The organism is Ruegeria sp. YTSC004 (assembly GCF_059609805.1).
Genome location: NZ_JBXWMJ010000008.1, coordinates 243,305 through 262,801 on the forward strand (window position 1 = coordinate 243,305; position 19,497 = coordinate 262,801).

A 19,497-nucleotide genomic window follows, 5' to 3' on the forward strand; every position below is an offset into this window, starting at 1 on the left:
GCGCAGCGCGCGCACGGGTTCAAAAGTGTTGAGGTGAATCAGGAGAAGAAGGGTGGCCCCCGCGCATCATAGCGGGCGTAGAACCCGGCACTGCGATGGGTGAAATCACGATGGATCCAGCGTGGCTGGATTTTCACCGCAAAAGGGACAATCTCACCGACTGACGGCAGGTGTGTATCCGCCGTTAGACCCGCGAATGGGCACATTGCGCGCGAATCCGTGTCGTCGTGCACAGGATCGCCGGGGTTCAGGTCAACCCATTGTTCGACTGTTCCATCGCCAGTACAGATCACCAGCAGCACTTTCCCATCATTACCCATCGCGGGCATCCAGCCCTGCGGGATCATGCCGGTCAGCACAACTGCCAGCAATGTAAGGATTGGGAAAGTGCGGCCGATCCGGATCATTCCAGATGTGCGATGATCGAACGAAGGGTTGGAATACCGTCACCCTTTTCGGCCGACGTCAGCACGATTTCCGGATATGCCGCCGGGTGCTTGGACAATGCGCCGCGTACCTGATCCAACACCTTCTGCCGGTCATTGGCCTTGACCTTGTCCGCCTTGGTCATCACGCATTGAAAAGTAACAGCGCTGGAATCCAGCAGCTTCATGATTTCGGCGTCGACCGGCTTCACACCATGACGCGAGTCAATCAGGACAAAGGCCCGGCGCAGAGTCTGGCGGCCGCTTAGATACTGTTTCAGCAGCCGTTGCCATTTTTCAACGACCTTCACCGGGGCGTTGGCGTAGCCGTATCCGGGCAGGTCAACCAGATAAAGCTCGGGACCTTGTGTGAAAAAGTTGATCTCTTGCGTGCGGCCCGGAGTGTTGGACGCGCGTGCCAGACCCTTGGAGCCGGTCAGCGCATTGATCAGGCTGGACTTTCCTACGTTTGAACGTCCGGCAAAGCAGACCTCAAGCCGGTCAGGGGTCGGCAGGCCGTTCATGGCGACCACGCCTTTGACAAACTCGGATTGTCCCGCGAACAATTTTCGACCACGTTCCAGCGCGAACTTGTCCGGGTCTTCGACCAGTGGGAAGGGTAGGGTGCTCATAACGGATGAACCTTATCGCCAACTGAAATTGCGCCGCCTCGGACAACCTCGGCGTAAACGCCGAAATCTTGATGGCCCCAGCTGTTCAATGTGCCCAGCGTATCCGCATCGCGCACGCCGGTTTTCGGATTTGCCGTTGTCGCCAAACAGCGTCTGATGCGTTCTTTGACATGGAACACGGCCTCACCGATTTGTACTTCGCGATCCAGCCAGTCGAATTCTTCCCACAGGGGCAGACCGTCGAACCAGATGTTGCCACGCCAGCGCTGGATCGACAGATCGCTGCCAAGCTTTTGCCCGACCGCGCGGTGCGATGCCATGTTGCACAGGCTGATCGAAGGGTAATCGCTGTCAGTCATGCCGCGACCCGGCACTCGGATGATCCGGGCTGACGCCGCCCGATCCGCAGGCATCAACGGCTGGACCCAGTCCAAAAAGACCTGCTGTTCCCCATCCGGATCAAAGGTCAGATCCGGACGATCCGGATGTGTCAGAGTTATCGTGTCGTTATTCAGCCGGGCCGAGATAGCCATCAGTTGCGGTGCTTTCGCCCCGCGACTGAAATTGGCGCAAGGCACCCATTGAGAACCATCCGCCTTCGACGCCTCATGCGCGACCGCCCAAACGCGATCCCCGGGCATGGTCTGCCCGGGGGTCATTGAAACGGTCTGGAGGGCTTCGCGACCATGACTTTTGATCGGATGCCGCCAGATATGGGTTACCTCAGCATTCATTTGTCGTCCGTTTTGGGCGTCCGCTTGAAGCCGGATTTGATGTTGCCGAACACGTCAGGCTTATAACCCTGACTGCGCATGATCAGGTATTGCTGCGTGAACGTGATCGTGTTGTTCGCGATCCAGTAAACGACCAGCCCGCTTGCAAAGCTGCCCAACATGAACATGAACACCCAAGGCATCCAGGCAAAGATCATCGCCTGAGTCGGGTCAGTTGGTGCCGGGTTCAGCTTTTGCTGCAACCACATCGAGATCCCCAACAGCAACGGCAGGATACCGATGAAGATCAGCGCCATGAAGGTTTCGGGCTGCGGACCGGCAAAGGGCAGCAATCCAAACAGGTTCATGATCGAGGTCGGATCAGGTGCGCTGAGGTCCTGGAACGGGCCAAACCAAGGGGCCTGACGCAGTTCGATGGTGACGAAGATCACCTTGTACAGTGAGAAGAAGATCGGGATCTGCAAAAGGATCGGCAAACAGCCCGCAGCCGGGTTTACCTTTTCCTTCTTGTACAGCTCCATCATGCCCTGCTGCATCTTTTGGCGATCGTCGCCTGCGGCTTCTTTCATAGCCTCCATCTGCGGCTGAAGCTCTTTCATCTTCGCCATCGAGACGTAGGACTTGTACGCCAGCGGGAACAGGATCGCCTTGATGATCAGCGTCAGGCCAATGATCGACCAACCCATGTTTCCGATCAGGGCGTTGATGTTGTGCAGCAGCCAGAAGATCGGTTTTGTCAGGAAATAGAACCAACCCCAGTCGATGCTGTCGACGAACTTCTGTACACCGTCAGCCTGATACTCGCGGATGGTTTCCCATTCTTTGGCACCCGCGAACAGTTGGGTGGTGACTTCTTCAGTTGCTCCGGGCGCAACAGTCAGCGTCGGCAGAACCGTTTCGGTCTGATAGATCTTGCGGCGCGCGTCGTATTTTGCTGCAGCCTTGAAAGCAGATCCCTCTGCAGGGATCAGAGTGGTCATCCAGTAGTGATCGGTAAAGCCGACCCAGCCGCCTTCCTTGATCTGGAAAACTTCGGCCTGCGCACGTTCATTCGGGTCAATGTCAAAGTCGCGCACATCGCCATAGTCGATCTCGTCTAGAACGCCGTCAGCCATGACCATAACGCCTTCATGCAGGATGAAGAAGTTCTTCAGATCGGGCAGGTCGCCGTCTTCACCCATGCCGTGACGGGCCAGGATGCCGTATGGGGCCATACCGACCTCGGCCTGGGTATTGTTCTCAACCGACTGGGTGACGGTGAACATATAGTCCTGGTCCACTGCAATGTTGCGACGGAATGTCAAGCCCTTGCCGTTGTCCCATTTCAGAGTGACCGGAGTATCGACCCCCAGGGTTTCGCCGTCTTCGACGGTCCACAGCGTATTAGGGCCGGGGACGTCAGCGCCAGCAACACCTGCGCCCGGTGCCCATCCGTACAAGGCATAGTAAGCCGATTCTGAACCAACGGGCGACAGCAGCTCAACAATGGGTGCGCCTTCTTCTATCGAAACTTTGTAGTCTTTCAGGAACAACTCATCGATGCGACCGCCGGACAGGGATAGGCTGCCTTTCAGGCGCGGTGTTTCAATCTCGACCCGAGGTGCTTGGGCATCGGGCTCAATCTCGGTGGCGTCTGCGGTTGCTTCACCAACTGTGTTGGTGCCAGCAGCGCTTGGGGTCTGAACGTCTGTACCATCAGTTGCGCTGATCTCGGCAGATTCCGGTGCGGTCGTCGGCTCGGGAGGTGGAAACAGCACGAACCAAACCAGGATCACGAGAAAGCTGAGCGCGGTTGCGAGGATGAGGTTCTTGTTCTGATCGTCCATCGGGGACAGCCACCTTAAGCAGTGAAAGACACCCGCTGGGTTCAACAGAGTGCGGGCCCAAAGGTCAAGCGGAATCGCCCTGTAATTCATCACCGATTGGGGTTCTGTGGCGTTAATTCGCGCCTAAGGACGTGCCTGACGCCCGATTTTTGGCATTCCGTTGAGTTTGTTTTGATGTGCGGCCATCCAGTCCAACGTCTTTTCAAAGGGCATGGGTCTGCCAATTCCAAACCCCTGCACGTGGTCGCAGCCCAGTTGCGCCATGAGGGCATGTTCGCCTTGTGTCTCGACCCCCTCGGCCAGAGTTTCGACATTCAGCCGTTCCGCCATGGTCAAAATCGCGCTGACCAACTGCTGCTGGCTTGCGTCCCGATCCGCCTTTGCCACGAAGGACCGATCGATTTTAATGCGTGAGACGTCAAAGCGTTTGATCGACGCAATGGAGGCGTGGCCGGTGCCAAAATCATCGAGGTCAATGTAGCAGCCGAGCTCGGACATGCTTATCACGTTGCGGGTGATCACGTCATCGGGCCGCCTGGAAAACACTGTTTCAAGAATCTCGACGGTCAATCTGTCGGGCGTCAGGTCATTTTGATCCAGCTCCCATTTCAGACGGTCGATCAACGCCGGGTCGCGCAATTCCTCTGATGAGAAATTTACGCCAATCCGGGGCACGATGACACCGGCACGGTTCCACTGGTGCATGGCGGCGAAAGCGTGATGGCGCATCACCTGGCCCAAGCGTTCCATCAGATCGGCTTGTTCGGCAAAAGGCAGGAAAACCAGCGGTCCCAACACGCCTTTCTGCGGGTGTTCCCAACGGGCAAGCGCCTCGAACCCGGTAACGTGGCCGGTGTCTGTGGAAATCTGCGGCTGAAACCATGGGCGGATTTCGCCACTATCCAAGGCCGCAATAAATTCATTGCGCAGGTTGGCGCGCACGCGTGCCCGCCGCTGCGTTTCAGATGAAAAGGCGCGGATGGTTGCAGGACCGTTTCTTTGCGCTTCGGCCAAGGCCGCGTTGGCAGCATCGATCCATTCGGCAAAGGTGATGTCGGGCACCGTGGATTGCAGGCAAAACCCGATAGAGCATGACATGTAAACGCTGGTTCCATTCAGTATGATCGGCTCATCAACGGCGGCCTGAATGCGCCCGGACATCTGAATGCAAGCCTCCAGATCCAGATTCTGTGCGGCGCGCAGGCCGATTGCAATCTTGCCTTGGTCCAGACCTGCGGCAATGTCATGTGAGCGGATGACAGAGAGAACGCGGTCGCGGAACTGCTCCGCCATCAGGTTTCCTGCCGCATTGCCGTGCAGATCAAGACACTCAGAAAAGCCGTCCAATTCGACAACCATGCAGGCAGCCTCGTGACCGGTGCGTTGGTTTTCCGCGAACAGCGTTTCCATCTCGGCGGCAAACCTGTCGAGAGACATGAGGCCGTTATCGTCTTTTTCCCGGTTGCTGGCCTTGTGCGCGGTTGAAACCGCGGCAAACACAAGCGGCAGGGCAAGTGCCACGACAACCAATGCCTGCTCTCCACCAATCCAATACGCGGCCAGACTGATCGCAGGCGCGAAGGCTAAGGCGGGCGGGCCGCTTAGCACCATGGCAAGAGAGTCAAAAATTCTGCTGACTGAGATATGTTTCCACATCGGATCTTCGGGCCTCTACCTTGCGTTTGAAACGCTCAGGTCGACCCTAGGAAACCAATCTGAGTCACTCGTTAACGGAGCTGAGGAATTTCGCCCGAATTTTCGTCATTTTCATTTGGACTGAGTGCAAGATTTTGAAAATCAAACAATTTTGGGTCCAAAAGATGCGACGGACGCGCATTTGTCAGAGCCCGGAACATCACTTGACGGCGTCCGGGGCTGTTCTTTTCCCACTGATCCAAAATCTGTTTGACCTGCTGACGTTGCAACCCATCCTGACTGCCGCAGAGGTCGCAGGGGATGATCGGATAGTTCATCGAGGTCGCGAATTTCTCGCAATCGGCCTCTGCCACATGGGCGAGGGGGCGGAAGACGAACAAATCGCCTTCTTCGTTCACCAGCTTGGGCGGCATGGTGGCCAAGCGCCCGCCGTGGAACAGGTTCATGAAGAAAGTCTCGAGGATATCGTCGCGGTGATGGCCCAGTACGACGGCCGAACATCCCTCTTCCCGCGCAATGCGGTACAGGTTGCCTCGGCGCAGGCGCGAACACAGGGCGCAAAAGGTGCGGCCCTGCGGAACCTTGTCCATGACGATGGAATAGGTGTCCTGATATTCGATGCGATGCGTAACACCCATGCGTTCCAAAAACTCGGGCAGAACGGTAGCCGGAAATCCGGGTTGACCCTGATCCAGATTGCAAGCCAGCAAATCAACGGGCAGCAGACCGCGCCATTTCAGTTCGTACAGAATCGCCAGCAGGGTATAGCTGTCCTTGCCTCCCGAAAGGCAGACCAGCCAGCGGGGTGGTTTTCCGTCCTTGTTATGCGCTGCAGCGTCCACCATCCCGTACTGCTCAATGGCCTCACGGGTCTGGCGCACGATGCGTTTGCGCAGCTTTTTGAACTCGGTGGTCGAGGGCGCGCCGGCAAAGAGCGGGTGGATATCGTCAGCTTCGTCAAACATGCGCAGCCCCTACAGCAGTTGAGGCAACCGGGCAAGTGGCCGGGTCAGCCCAGGCGTGCCAGCAAGGCGTCCGTATCCAGCCTGGACACGGATCCGGGGATACGGCCGCTGTGGCCTGACAGGCGCGTTGCAATGAAGCCGTCCGCAACTGCCGGGGGCGCGTGGCGCAGCAGTTGAGAGGCCGTTAGCAATTGTGCTGTGTTCTCAGCAAACCAGCGGGCCTCGCCTTCCGGGGGAATTCCGGGCCACCGGTCGCGATGTGCCTTGAGAGCGACGTCGTAACCTCGGTCGCTGCCCGCGGCTGAATCCAGTTCAGCCTGCAGAACCTCAGCGGCTAGCGGGTCGCGGGACAACGTTCGCAAAATATCGAGGCAGATCACGTTTCCCGACCCCTCCCAAATGCCGTTCAGAGGGGCTTCGCGATAAAGCATGGGCATGGGCGTGTCTTCGACATAGCCCATGCCGCCCAACACCTCCATCGCCTCGACCACAACGACAGGGCACCGCTTGTTGTTCAGGAACTTGGCCAAGGCGACACTGATGCGGGCAAAAGCCCTATCCTCGGGGGATTGGCTGTCGAACGCTTGCGCGACGTGCATCCCCAAAGTCAGGGCACCTTCCCAATCCAACACGAGATCAGCCAGCACAGCGCGCATCAAGGGCTGATCAATCAACCGGCGCTGAAAGGCGCTGCGATGGGTGACCCAATCATGCGCCTCGATGAGTGCTGCGCGCATCAGGCCTGCCGGGGCCACGGCCGTATCCAGCCGGGTGTGATGGACCATCTCGATAATTGTCCGAACACCCGCGCCTTCGTCGCCTAATTGGTAAGCCAGTGCATCGTGATATTCGATCTCGGACGAGGCATTGGATCTGTTGCCCAGCTTGTCCTTGAGCCGCATCAGGTGAATGGCGTTGCGTTCACCGTCCAGCCAGCGTGGGACGAGAAAACAGGTCAGCCCGCCCGGCGCTTGCGCAAGGGTCAGAAATCCGTCCGACATGGGGGCCGAGCAGAACCACTTGTGCCCGCGCAGACGCCAGTGCTCGCCGTCTCGAGTAGCGATGGTGGTATTGGCGCGCACGTCCGAACCGCCCTGTTTTTCGGTCATTGCCATGCCCAATGTGGCGCTGGCCTTTTGTTCGATCGGTTTCGTCGCCGGATCATAGCTGCGCGCCATGAGCTTGGGTCGCCACACGGAGGCGATCTGTTCATTTGCGGCAAGCGCCGGGATGGCCGCGTAGGTCATGGTCAAAGGGCAGCAATGGCCGGGCTCGACCTGGCTGGCCAGATACATCATCGCGGCGTGGGTCGTGTGGCCGCCCGACTGACCGTCCCAGGCCAAGGCGGCATAGCCGGCAGATTGGCTGATCTGCATCATATCATGATAGGCGGGATGAAATCGTACCTCGTCCAGGCGCCTACCGCCCTGATCGAACAATCGAAGTTTGGGGAGGTGCCGATTGGCCTCACGCCCCAGCTCACGGGTTTTCACCCGACCCAAGGTATCCCCATATGCCGCCAGAGGCGCTTCGCGACCGCCCGGGAAATGCACGGCGTTTCGCAGGACGGGATCTGAAGACCAGAGGTTAGAATCCCCGCGCACAGGCGGCTGATTCAATACGTCATGTGTCGGCAGGGAATGGCGGGCGTCGGATGTCATCTGAACCTCGGGCAGTACGGGTTCAAGTGTTCAGCGCATGTCCGAATGGGTCAAGGCTGACGGAGGGTCATAAAGATCAGCTGTCGTCTTCCTTGTGGTTGGGTACGGGGTCATACCCATCACCGCCCCAGGGATGGCATCGGCCAATCCGCCGTGCCGCCAGCCAGCTTCCCTTGATGGCCCCATGCTTTTCCAGTGCTTCCAGCGCATAGGCCGAGCAGGTGGGCTGGTATCGGCAATTGAAGCCAACCCAAGGGCTGAATACAAGCCGATAGGCCCTGACGGGCATAGCCAGGATATTAGAGAAGAGAGTCATTTCCGCGAGTTGTGCACTTTGCGAAGCGCATAGCGCAGATCGTCCAGAAGTGCCTCATAGGGTCGCGCGGCTGTGGTTTCGGCCCGACCAATCAGGACGTAATCCCACCCGTCATTGCCATTGACGGGCAGAACAGCCCGGGCGGCCTCGCGCAACCTGCGTTTGGCGCGGTTGCGTGCTACGGCATTGCCAACCTTTTTGGAACAGGTAAAGCCAACCCGAATTCCTGCTGCTTCATCCGGGGTACGTTTGCGAGCCTGCACCATCATCGAGGATGTGCCCTGCCTGCGGGCACGCGCTGCCTTAAGGAAATCAGATCGTTTCCTGAGAACGGTCAAAGATTCAGGCGCGCAAACGGACGCCGCCGGGGGCGTTTCCCCGGGCTGGTTCTTACCATCCACGAGGGCCTCCGGCGGCGTCATGTTCAAAACCTGATCGGTGAGCGGTCTACGCGCTCAGCGACTTGCGACCGCGTGCGCGGCGCGAGTTCAGGATTTTGCGGCCGGCCTTAGTGGCCATGCGCGCGCGGAAACCGTGGCGGCGTTTGCGAACCAGGTTCGAAGGCTGATAGGTGCGTTTCATCGCTCCGTCTCCAATCTATGCGGTCGGGTGCAGCGCGGATTCGCCTGCCCGTGGTGTTCGAAGCCCGTCCTCTACTGGGTAGTGGGTGGTAAGTCAAACCCCTAGGTGGGGGTTTTCGCGGCTTTTGCAACAATTCTGTAATCGGGTCGGGCAAAAGGTTTCAAAACAGCGGGATTATCGCCCCAAACCCTCACATTCCCTACCAAAAACATCAAGGCAGCGTGAGCCCCCTGTTGCGTAGGGCGCAAGCAGCGCATGTTGGGGTCAGAATGAAACGTAACAAACCGGACAGCCTTATGAGCGAAACGACTCAGGCACCGCGCAACGGGTTGGCGCGGCATATTCCATTGCTGGTGATTCTCGCCGTCGCTGCGGTGGGATTCTTCACACTGGGCGACTACCTGACTTTTGAGACCCTGCGCGACAATCGTGAGGCGCTATTGGCCTGGCGCGACGCCAACTACTGGGCGATGGCGGCAGCTTTCGTTGGCATTTACATTGTCATCGTCGCGTTTTCGCTGCCAGGTGCCGCAGTGGCGTCAATGACCGGCGGGTTTCTTTTTGGCTTGTTCGCCGGAACCGTATTCAACGTGTTTGCGGCAACCATCGGAGCCTCTGCAATCTTTCTGGCGGCGCGCTGGGGGTTGGGCGAATCCTTGACCAAACGGCTTGAATCCTCGGAAGGGACGATCAAGAAACTGAAAGACGGGCTGCGGGAGAATGAGATCTCGGTGCTGTTTCTATTGCGTCTTGTTCCCGTTGTGCCGTTTTTTGTGGCCAACCTGGTGCCTGCGCTGGTTGGCGTGAGGTTCCGCAACTTCCTGATCACCACCGCGCTGGGCATTATCCCGGGCGGAATCGTCTACACATGGATCGGCGTCGGGCTGGGTGGTGTGTTCGATCGGGGCGAAACACCTGATGTATCGCTGTTATGGGAACCATTTGTGATTGGCCCGATCATCGGCTTGTGTGTGCTGGCCACGCTGCCAATTGTCATCAAATCCCTGCGTGGCCGAAAGGACCGCTGAAATCATGCAAGAATTGAAAACCGACATCCTGGTGATTGGCGCCGGGTCCGGGGGGCTGTCAGTCGCTGCTGGCGCCAGCCAGATGGGGGCCGATGTGATTCTGCTGGAAGGTCACAAGATGGGTGGCGATTGCCTCAACTTCGGCTGCGTCCCTTCCAAGGCTCTGATTGCCAGCGGCAAGGCAGCTTACGGTCAGGCACATTCTGCCGCGCTGGGCGTGGCTGACGTGGTACCGCAGGCCGACTACGCCGCCGCCAAAGACCACGTTCACGATGTTATCGCTCAGATCGAGCCGATGGACAGTCAGGAACGGTTTGAAGGTTTCGGCGTAAATGTGATCCGGGAATTCGGCAGCTTCGTCTCTCCGACACAGGTGCAGGCGGGCGACAACATGATCACCGCACGGCGCATAGTGATCGCGACGGGCTCTTCGCCTTTGGTGCCTCCGATTCCGGGATTGGATCAGGTGCCATTCTATACCAATGAGACGATCTTTGACCTGCGCGACAAGCCTGAACATCTTTTGATTATTGGTGGCGGACCGATCGGGATGGAGATGGCGCAAGCGCATGTCCGACTGGGCTGTAAGGTCACGGTTGTCGAAGGCCTGAAGGCGCTGGGCAAGGATGACCGCGAGGCCGCCGCGGTCGTTCTGGACAGCTTGCGCGCCGAAGGTGTGGTTATTCATGAACAGGCTATGGTCGCCCAGATTCGCGACAACAAAGGGGCCATAGAAATTGTGACCGAGGCGGGTGAGATCTATTCGGGGTCTCATTTATTGTTGGCCGCCGGGCGTAAGGCCAACACAGACCGTTTGAACTTAAAGGCTGCCGGGATTGAACCAACCCGCAACGGGATCAAGGTCGATGACGCGCTGCGCACGACGAATCGCAGAGTTTACGCCATTGGCGACGTCGCTGGTGGTCTGCAATTCACTCATGTCGCTGGATATCACGCGGGCATTATCATCCGTTCCGCTTTGTTTGCTTTACCGTCAAAGGCAAAAACCGCACATATCCCTTGGGCGACCTACACCGACCCGGAATTGGCGCAGGTGGGCCTGACCGAGGCTCAGGCCCGCGAACACCATGGTGACAAGATCGAAATCGCGCGCTTTGACTATCACCATAACGACCGGGCAATCTCTGAGCGGAAAACCAAGGGGTTCATTAAAGTCATGGTCGTAAAGGGCCGGCCTGTTGGGGTCACGATCGTGGGGCATCAGGCCGGAGAGCTGATCAACTTGTGGTCGCTTGCGTTGGCCAATAACCTGAAGATGGGGCAGATCGCTGCGATGGTTTCGCCCTATCCGACGATTGGAGAGCTTAACAAACGGGTGGCGGGTGCCTATTTCTCGCCAAGGCTGTTTGAGAATCAAACGGTTAAACAAGTGGTCAGGTTCGTCCAGCGCTGGATGCCCTGACCAGGAAGGGAGAGCAGATTGAATTCGCTGTCGGGCCGATTTCTGATCCTGACGACGGTCTTCGTGATGTTGGCCGAGATTTTGATCTTTGTTCCTTCCATCGCGCGCTTTCGCGAAGACTTTCTGCTGAACCGGCTTGAGCGCGCGCAGATCGCGTCCTTGGCGCTGCTGGCTGACGATATGCTGGCCGAAGACCTCGAGACCGAGCTGCTGGCCAACGCTGGTGTCTATAACGTCGTGTTGCGTCGCGATGAGGTGCGCCAGCTTATGCTGTCTTCGCCGATTCCGGAACAGATCACCAAGACCTACGATCTGCGCGACGCAGGGCCTTGGGTGTTGATCCGCGACGCGCTGGCGCGACTGTTCACCACAGAGAACGAAGTCATCCGCGTTATTGGCGAGCCGGTCAAAGGGGCAGGACTGCTGATTGAAGTCACCATAGACAGCATGCCACTGCGAATGGCGATGACCGATTATGGCCTGCGCATTCTGGGGCTGTCTTTCGTAATTTCCATTATCACCGCGTTCTTTTTGTTCTTGGCCGTGCGCGTTGTTCTGGTGAAACCGATCAAAAGTGTTGTTGGTTATATGCAGCGCTATGCAGGGGCACCCGAAGACGCGAGGGGAATCATCTCCCCCAACTCCAAAGTGACAGAACTGCGCGAGGCTGAAGAAGCGTTGCAGCAGCTGCAGACCGAACTGACTCAGGCCCTGAAGCAACGTGAACGCCTGGCGCAACTGGGCGGCGCGGTGGCCAAGGTGAGCCACGATCTTCGGAACATACTGACTTCGGCACAACTGTTTACCGACCGGATCGAAACCAGCGATGATCCTCTGGTAAGGCGTATGGCGCCCAAGCTGGTGAATTCGATCACGCGGGCGGTGTCACTGTGCGAAAGCACGCTGGCCTTCGGGCGCGCGGAAGAGCCCGCGCCAACCCTGACAATGGTACCCTTGCACGATATCGCGGCTGATGTCGTGGCCAGCGAACAGCTGGCTGTTGCGGATGCCTGCGTCGAGATCGTGAACGACGTGCCCAAAGACCTTGTGGCCCGGGCAGACCCTGAGCAGATATTCCGTGTCATGATGAACCTTGTGCGCAATGCACGGCAGGCCCTGGTGGCATCCGGGACGCCGGGAAACATCACGATCGCCGGCTGCGAGTATAAAGACGATTGGTGTGTTGAGATCAGGGATAACGGACCTGGATTGCCGCCCAAAGCACGCGAGAACCTGTTTACGCCATTTCAGGGCGGGGTGCGTAAGGGAGGCTCTGGGCTGGGGCTTGCCATCTCGCAGGAACTGGTGCGTGGGCACGGCGGGGACCTGATATTGGCCCATAGCGGGCCCGAGGGGACGACCTTTGAAATCAGGCTTCCGCGGGGCGATGGGACTTTTTGAAAACTTTTTGAAGAATCGACTTGCGTGTCCCGAACACCGGGTCTAAATACCGCCTCACCAACGCGGACCGATAGCTCAGCTGGATAGAGTACTTGACTACGAATCAAGGGGTCGGGGGTTCGAATCCTCCTCGGTCCGCCACTGGTTTACTGTTGAACGTCACACGAACCTGACCCAACCGTCACAGTTGGACCAGAAACGGGTGAAAGTTCGACATCGGAAGGCACCCCACGATGTTGGCCATAAGTTGAAATTGACCTTTGCGTCTTAAACTGATCCAGAATCCCCATTTTGATACTCCCGCAAAGATTTTGTTTGATCTGACTTCCCTTTTGGAAAATCAGGGCTGATTTGCAGATCAGACAGCGAAGCTGCCTGTTCCTGCTGATCTGCCACGTGGCGAACGCGGGAGGGGGCGAGGCAATGCTATTCGACAGGGGTGGTGCGGACCGGAGGCGCAGCCGAGGACACGGCCCTGTCTAATAGGGTTGCCCGAGGGGGAGGGCTGCGCCCTCACCCTGACGGCCAGAGGTGTTTGGCTTGTCCAAATCCCGCTGACCTAGGAAAGGAAGTCGGCGGGGAGGATGACCCGCCACCATCGGCGATTGTTAAATTCTGTCATACCGCAAAAGTGACAGTCGGCCCAAAGCCGACATCCGACCGCTCTTCTGTCGCTGAGGTGCGGATTTCGCAAAGCGGACGCTCGTGACCTGCATATCGTTTCCGATGTATATCGACGAGACGCTTGCAACTTGAACTCCGCAATCTGAATTTTCCTCGCGAACTCAAATGGTATCATGCAGGAAACACCACAACCTTCCGTTGTGTTCTCAACCATCGCATGTATCCTCAGACTTTTAGGGATTCTCCATTGCCACGAGTTAAGCACCATCACTTTAATATCCGTTTGCTTCGGTCTGGGCGAACCGCTGCAACCGCCTTTGGTCCAAGCTTTGCCCCTGGCGAAGCGCGTGAACTTGTTCAACGACAATGGGCAGGTATTGACGGCGCGTCTCTCTATATTGGTCAAATATTCAGCAATCCCCCTGGATGGACTGACTTTCTTCGCGTTCACAGCCCTGATCTACCTGGTGACCTTTTCGCTAGTGGCGCTGGCGCTGTGATTTTTGTCCCAAGCGGCGAAAGAACTTTAGCAATTTGCTTCGGTCATGTGCATATCGCCTTAAATGACGACGCATTTGTCAGGCAATTTGGATTGAAAGTTGTTCTCAATTCAGTTTCGCGCGAACACCTCCGAAGCTTGGATACTGCGACGCCCGACGCTGTGACAGTTCAAAAGCGGGTGCAAACGAGCAAAGACAGCGACCTACAAGCTTTTGGTGTGGATATGTATCGAGATTTGGCAAGAGTAGCTGCGGGAACTCCAAGTGACGCAGACTTTGCCCAATTTGCCGCTGGCAAAGACGCATTGAAGATCATCACTAAAGATCAGCCGGGTGACATTCAGGGATTATGCAACCGCGTTCTGGCGATGTATGAGCGCGAGGACTACAAAGACGACTTTTCTTGGGTAGATCGGATGCAAATTGTTGCCGAGAAGGATGTTACTTCTCAGTTGGACGCGAAGCTGTTTGATGCCTTAACCCAAATGCGCTCTGGCAAGAATGCTGACCTCCACATGTCGCCACCGGAGATCGTAGACTACACGGAAGGGAACCAACTACATTATAATGGTTTTGGCGGCCAAGGGGCCCATTTTGAAAGCCTTTCAATTGAAGATTACGTTGCCGAACTCGAAAGGTGTGCGTTCGAAGGCGAAGTCATTGAGCTCAAGGAGAAACACTATATTGCAGCCAAGAAGGATAACGATGAAAAGTTCGATCAAAAGTGGAAAGTCTACGATTGCTTCATATTCGAAACGGCTTTGGGAGACGGCGAGCAGCAGAAACACTATGTGCTGTTTGCGGGAGCTTGGTATTGTGTTGACCAAGACTTCAAGACGGAAGTGGACAAAGCCTATGACGAGCTTGAAAAGGTCAATATTGTTGGGCCAACAACCTGCCTGAACGAACGGGACTTAATTGCCAACTTAGTTGATAGCCGTGACGATCTTCTGAAATTGGATCAACAAAAAATAAACCCGAAAGGTGTTAGGTACGGTAATTTGGAGCCTTGCGATTTCTTTTCAGCAAATCGGGAATTCATCCACCTCAAAGATGGCCACTCTTCGGGCTCAATTAGCCATCTTTGGTCTCAAGGTGTTGTAAGCGCTGAGGCATTTGTATCCGATCATGATTTCAAGGTTAAACTTCGCCGGATTGTCAAAAGCGAAAGCGATAAGAAGGCATGTGGCACTGCATTTGAAGACCTACTTCCATTGGCGGCTCACAAGCCAGTCCGCACAGATTTCAAAGTGGTGTACGGCATCATGCGTAAACCATACAGAGACGGCACACTGGGTCTTCCATTTTTCTCAAAAGTCAGCCTTCAAGCTGCAGTCAGGCGCCTTGACGAGTTCGGTATACCTGTCGCAATTGAACTAATCCAAAAACCTGCAACAGATGCCGAAGCGGCAGAGGATGAGTAAAGCGCGGATTCTCGCAACAAGTCGAAATCGAGGCTGTAGCTGTCGCGGCCCAGAGCTGCCGTTTGGCGCGACCATCATCGCAGCAGCGCAGGATTCCGATAGCAGACATTGTTCGACATCAAGGGTTTGGGAAGGTTTGGGGATAAGGCGGAGCTCTGCAGCCGGTTTGACCAAATGGCGGGAGTGCAGTCACTGCGTGACTCCTATTTAACATCATGCAACCCTGAGGTTGAGCGGCATTAAGGGTCGTCGCGACGAATAACAGCGATGGTTTCACTATGGTTAATGAACAAGAGACGGGATTTACGCCCGAAGAGGCGATCGCCAAGATGCAAGAGCTATTTGCGGCACAGCAAAAGTGGTCGTCTCTTGCAGTGACCCTAGACGATGTCGCCAAAGAGAATAAAGCACTTGTTCGGGACTTGAGCGGTTACGACCCAATTATTGCGGTCCCGCTTATTGCGAGCCTGCTGACCATACCAAAATATCAATCAAACTGTCTTAGGCTTGAACTACTCGCTGTTTTGGCTTGGAGGTGCTGCAAAGGTAAAAAGAAGGCCCAAATCGGCCAAGCTGTGCGTTGGTTTCATGCGATTGGAAAATCCCGAACCGCATTTGGAGAGGATCCAGCCGAAGACGTTTTTGCGTCTCTAGTGATTGGAAGTACTGCCGACTATCGCCTTCTCGAAGGACTCTGGGAGTCCGCAGGCTTTTATACCCAAGTAATCTACGACGTCGTTCAGACGATGCCGGATAATGGCCACTGGGCAAGCATTAAGAGAAGCGTCGATGCAATACTAACTATTTCTGAGATTGTATGCGAAAGAGCAGGCATTTCACGTTATCAAACAGGTGAGGACGAGCCGCAAAGAGTGCTGTCGAGCCGTCACCTTCCAGGGCGAAATGCCCTCATAGAAACTGTGCGGGTTACGTTCGAAGCTCTGGATGCGCGGGGTGTTAAGCCGGACGACATTGAGCCTTTTTTGGTTGATCCGGAATGGAAAGACGAAATTGGCAAGCATCGCGCCTCGCAGACGGTTTTGCACCTAAAGCCTCTCGCGATTCTTGACCGTGAGGCCGTGACCGTCGTTCTTCCAACCTGTCTGTCCATCGCCATGCGAGACTACGTGATTGAAACGATCGTCGGCAACGGGCTGGAAGACGCTTTTGACAAGATGTTGGCCAACAGGTTTTCGGCTTTGCTCCACGACACACAATTGCTCGGTGGGCCAAGAAATGCGCCTATGCACTGGCGCAAAGTAAATCAACACCAAGTTTCCGCATTTGGCTTTCAATTCGATGAGGGGCACTTCATATCCCTGCACTTTTTCCTGCCTAGCATTCGAACACATGCAAATGGCGGCTTCGCAGGTTTTTTTGAGGACGATGGTTGTCTCACTGAAGCTCTACAAGAAGACATGCTTCGGTCGATGGATCGCTTCGAGAAGGAAGAAGGCTTTCAAGCAGGCATGACGCTGCTAGTTGGAAGCGGATGGGGCATGGGCTACGCGACGCGACAAATAGATGTCCAACGAGAAAACTGGCATTTCGAGTCCATCTCGATTGCTGATCTCGTTCGGGTCAGTTGGATGGCAGATATGAAGCCGGAGTACTTCTGGCGTATTCAAGACGGCCTGTCTGCGGTTGAGCGGCGCGGCGTTGAGATCATCAATCCTAACGGAGTTCTCAATCTCATAGGTTGGGTGCGACGCAACGACGGCCATTTCGTCCCTCATGCACAATTGCCGCCGGACCCCATCACGCCAGATCGGCCTTTGATGCTAAACCCGCCGCTGAATATGCTCAGAAGTGTCAGAGCAGAAGCAGACAGTGGGTACGACAAGCACGGCGCTAACGATGAAACTGGAGAACGGCACGTCGTGCAGAGGCCGTCTCCAGACCCGTTTTTTAAAAGTGAGGCGTCCAAAAAGCTCTATGCATCCATGACAGATGTGCGCAATGGCACGCTTACATCTTTCTATGAAGGTAGAGCGCAAATTTGGCTTAGCATCGGCACTCCCAACATGGTCGATAAGAACGTTGAGTACAGACTTTGGGAAATGGCCAACGAATGGTTGCACCGGATTGGGTCCGTCATCGAAAGCGAGCTCGAAGACGAAGTCACTACTGACCCTCTGCGAATTAACCTAGTTTTCTTGGACTCTTTGACTCCTGAAGGTGACAAGCCCAAACCAGATCGCGCTGAATTGCAGACATTGTGCCATGTCGAGGTGCTTGAAGAAGGGCGACGTGCCACGGCGACTTTCGATTCAGGCTTCATTGATGGGTTCAGAGTAGCCGAGAACATTGCCGAGCGAATCGTAGTTAGAGGGATGCTGACCGGGATTCTTGAGATTATGTTGGGAGCGATCCCCGATGGGATCCTCGATGACTTCGAGAACGCCGTTGTCCCAAATGATGATGCAAGAAGTTTCCATCTCTTCCAAGCGCAAGGGTTCATGGATTACGTCCGCCAACTTCTACCGAAAGAAGTGATTTCGGTGGACGAAATTGACGATGGCATTACCAAGCTTGGTTTGGCTTGGCGCGTGAGAGACCCCGCGGATGGTTCGAAGGTGGAAGGTCGGAAGGAGTGCAACTCGTTTCTCAACGAGGTGGTCGACTTCCTGATAGCCGACATCCAGAAAGAACTGGAAACGCTCCCGAGACGCGAGGTATTGAACCTTCTCGTTGTTAACATCGAAAAGGCACACGCAGAAGAGGATCACTGGAGAAGAACATCCGCAGCAGTCTTGGGGCTTCACGGCGGGAGTGCGGAAGTTCTTCGAAAGTATGTCCACCAAACTTCGATCTACGCGGCAGCAGGAATTGCGAGTAGAGTTCTGGCGGAGATGAGTGTCTGTATGTGCCCAATCGACGGTACAACGCGCCCGACCGAACTGTCGTTGACTCGACTCATATCAAGAATGCTGTTGGTGGTGCGCCTTGGCGGGCTTTCAGATGCAATCAGATTCAACGCACTTCAGCCTGAGCTAACCCTTTCCGCGCTTGGGGATATCCTTTTCAAGAATGATTTTGGTGAAATGGTTGTCGAACCGCTATTGGAACGTGTCTTGGGAGATCGTTTTGTTCAGATCGCGCCAAAACAGAAGCAAAACTATGAGGAGCCGGAAGTTCTTCCAGAGACGAAAGGTGCAATCGATCAGGAGTTTTGGGACCTTTGGACAGCGGAGATGGGGTTCGATCTTGATCAAGCGCGCCATATCATTGGAAGTCTTGAGGACATAGCGGTCGAAAAGCAGGCTCCGACCCTTGAACTAAAGAGATCGGAGTTTTTCCAAGCTACAGTTCGCGACTCGGTGGATCAGGACGCCGCTGAGGCCTTTCTAGATCAGTTTTGCCTTGCGCCGCGACCAAGGTGGGATCGAGTGCCAAAAGGATACGACATCAAAGATATCTATCCGTGGAGATTTGGACGCAGGCTGTCCTTTGTGGTGCGCCCCATCGTTCAACTTGAAGAAGGGGATGATCCGCTTCTATTGGTGCCGCCCTACTCTCTGCGGAAGGGTTTTGCTTATCTCTTTGATGGAGCCCACTCCGGCAGTTTGGACCAGACGTTTTTCCAGACCCCTGAATTGCGAAATGACTGGTGGGGATCAGCCAACGAAGGTCATCAGTTTGCGGCGTCCGTCGAAGAACAGCTTTCCAAGAACGGGTGGCACGTAGAAGGCAACGTACCTTTAACCAAAATTCTGAGCAGAAAGCTCGATATCGACTATGGTGACGTGGACGTTTTAGCTTGGCGCGAAGATCGAGACGACGTGCTAATCGTGGAATGCAAGTCCCTCCAATCTGCTCGAAACTATTCCGAGATAGCTGCTATGCTCTCGGAGTACCAAGGTAAAACAATTGACGGCAAGCGTGACAAGCTAAAGCGCCATCTGGATCGTGTAGACTTGCTTTCGAAAAATCAAAATGAGCTTGGTCGTTACATAAAGAAGGATGGCGTCAAGATTGCTTCATGTTTGTGCTGTAACGGTACTGTGCCGATGCAGTACTCCAAGATTAAAGCTTTGGAAAAGACCTGCGTTGCCTCAATCGAGGAATTGATTGGGAACGATGATAGTTGACTAAGGTCAGCCTCGATCTGGCTAGATGTCATTTGGTCGCCAAAGTCAGCTTGGAACTCAATCCATATCTCGCAATGCAAATGCAGCGAATGCCCGGTTCCCGCCGATTCTGTTGAAAAACAACGTGTTGCTTGTCTGACGTCAGCACCAATGGGACAGTTTAAGTAGATTTGATAAGAGAGGGTTTCTGGCTCATCGTAACCGCCAAG

The 19,497-nt window shown here is 55.6% G+C and carries 15 protein-coding genes and 1 tRNA gene; 6 read left to right on the forward strand and 10 right to left on the reverse strand.

Translation table 11 applies throughout. The features are described from left to right. Nucleotides 1–38: 38 nt before the first annotated feature. The 10 genes from AC2FFP_RS15965 to rpmH form a co-directional block, all read right to left on the reverse strand. Complete coding sequence (locus AC2FFP_RS15965) at nt 39–407, reverse strand: DUF2946 domain-containing protein (RefSeq protein WP_496770144.1); 369 nt, start codon at nt 405–407, stop codon at nt 39–41. Then, the gene (yihA, locus tag AC2FFP_RS15970; protein WP_496770139.1) at nt 404–1,057 is read right to left on the reverse strand and encodes a ribosome biogenesis GTP-binding protein YihA/YsxC; all 654 of its coding nucleotides are present in this window, start codon (nt 1,055–1,057) and stop codon (nt 404–406) included. Before yihA ends, AC2FFP_RS15965 begins: the two co-directional genes overlap by 4 nt. Further along, nucleotides 1,054–1,791 carry an MOSC domain-containing protein gene (locus AC2FFP_RS15975; protein WP_496881231.1) on the reverse strand — a complete coding sequence of 246 codons (738 nt, stop codon included), beginning with the start codon at nt 1,789–1,791 and terminating at the stop codon, nt 1,054–1,056. The genes yihA and AC2FFP_RS15975 overlap by 4 nt, the downstream gene beginning before the upstream one ends. Continuing rightward, on the reverse strand, nt 1,788–3,617 hold the full coding sequence (gene yidC, locus AC2FFP_RS15980) for a membrane protein insertase YidC (protein ID WP_496770135.1): 1,830 nt from the start codon (nt 3,615–3,617) through the stop codon (nt 1,788–1,790). Before yidC ends, AC2FFP_RS15975 begins: the two co-directional genes overlap by 4 nt. Before the next feature lie 123 nt (nt 3,618–3,740). Further along, on the reverse strand, nt 3,741–5,273 hold the full coding sequence (locus tag AC2FFP_RS15985; RefSeq protein ID WP_496770133.1) for a putative bifunctional diguanylate cyclase/phosphodiesterase: 1,533 nt from the start codon (nt 5,271–5,273) through the stop codon (nt 3,741–3,743). A 71-nt stretch (nt 5,274–5,344) separates the two neighbouring features. Beyond that, nucleotides 5,345–6,238: a tRNA 2-thiocytidine(32) synthetase TtcA gene (ttcA, locus tag AC2FFP_RS15990; RefSeq protein ID WP_496770130.1), complete on the reverse strand. Its 894-nt coding sequence runs from the start codon at nt 6,236–6,238 to the stop codon at nt 5,345–5,347. Nucleotides 6,239–6,282: 44 nt separating this feature from the next. Next, complete coding sequence (locus AC2FFP_RS15995) at nt 6,283–7,899, reverse strand: acyl-CoA dehydrogenase family protein (protein ID WP_496881232.1); 1,617 nt, start codon at nt 7,897–7,899, stop codon at nt 6,283–6,285. 76 nt (nt 7,900–7,975) lie between these two features. Then, nucleotides 7,976–8,215 (reverse strand): membrane protein insertion efficiency factor YidD, encoded by a 240-nt coding sequence (yidD, locus tag AC2FFP_RS16000; RefSeq protein ID WP_496881233.1) that lies wholly within the window; start codon nt 8,213–8,215, stop codon nt 7,976–7,978. Continuing rightward, nucleotides 8,212–8,637 (reverse strand): ribonuclease P protein component, encoded by a 426-nt coding sequence (gene rnpA, locus AC2FFP_RS16005; protein WP_496770126.1) that lies wholly within the window; start codon nt 8,635–8,637, stop codon nt 8,212–8,214. Before rnpA ends, yidD begins: the two co-directional genes overlap by 4 nt. Nucleotides 8,638–8,662: 25 nt before the next feature. Then, nucleotides 8,663–8,797, reverse strand: a complete 135-nt coding sequence (gene rpmH, locus AC2FFP_RS16010; RefSeq protein WP_005632162.1) for a 50S ribosomal protein L34 — start codon at nt 8,795–8,797, stop codon at nt 8,663–8,665. A 296-nt stretch (nt 8,798–9,093) separates the two neighbouring features. On the opposite strand from rpmH, the gene AC2FFP_RS16015 reads away from it, so the two are divergent. The 6 genes from AC2FFP_RS16015 (at nt 9,094) to upx (ending at nt 19,288) form a co-directional block, all read left to right on the forward strand. Beyond that, on the forward strand, nt 9,094–9,825 hold the full coding sequence (locus AC2FFP_RS16015; RefSeq protein WP_432653424.1) for a TVP38/TMEM64 family protein: 732 nt from the start codon (nt 9,094–9,096) through the stop codon (nt 9,823–9,825). Nucleotides 9,826–9,829: 4 nt separating this feature from the next. Beyond that, nucleotides 9,830–11,248, forward strand: coding sequence for a dihydrolipoyl dehydrogenase family protein (locus AC2FFP_RS16020; protein WP_496881234.1), 1,419 nt, complete (start codon nt 9,830–9,832; stop codon nt 11,246–11,248). A gap of 18 nt (nt 11,249–11,266) precedes the next feature. Then, nucleotides 11,267–12,649, forward strand: a complete 1,383-nt coding sequence (locus AC2FFP_RS16025) for an ATP-binding protein (RefSeq protein WP_496881235.1) — start codon at nt 11,267–11,269, stop codon at nt 12,647–12,649. A gap of 64 nt (nt 12,650–12,713) precedes the next feature. After that, a tRNA-Arg gene (locus tag AC2FFP_RS16030) sits at nt 12,714–12,790 on the forward strand. Nucleotides 12,791–13,394: 604 nt separating this feature from the next. After that, nucleotides 13,395–15,197, forward strand: a complete 1,803-nt coding sequence (locus tag AC2FFP_RS16035; RefSeq protein WP_496881236.1) for a DUF6119 family protein — start codon at nt 13,395–13,397, stop codon at nt 15,195–15,197. A 278-nt stretch (nt 15,198–15,475) separates the two neighbouring features. Continuing rightward, a complete protein-coding gene (gene upx, locus AC2FFP_RS16040) occupies nt 15,476–19,288 on the forward strand; it encodes an anti-phage protein Upx (protein ID WP_496881237.1) in 3,813 nt (1,270 codons plus the stop codon). Nucleotides 19,289–19,497 lie beyond the last annotated feature (209 nt).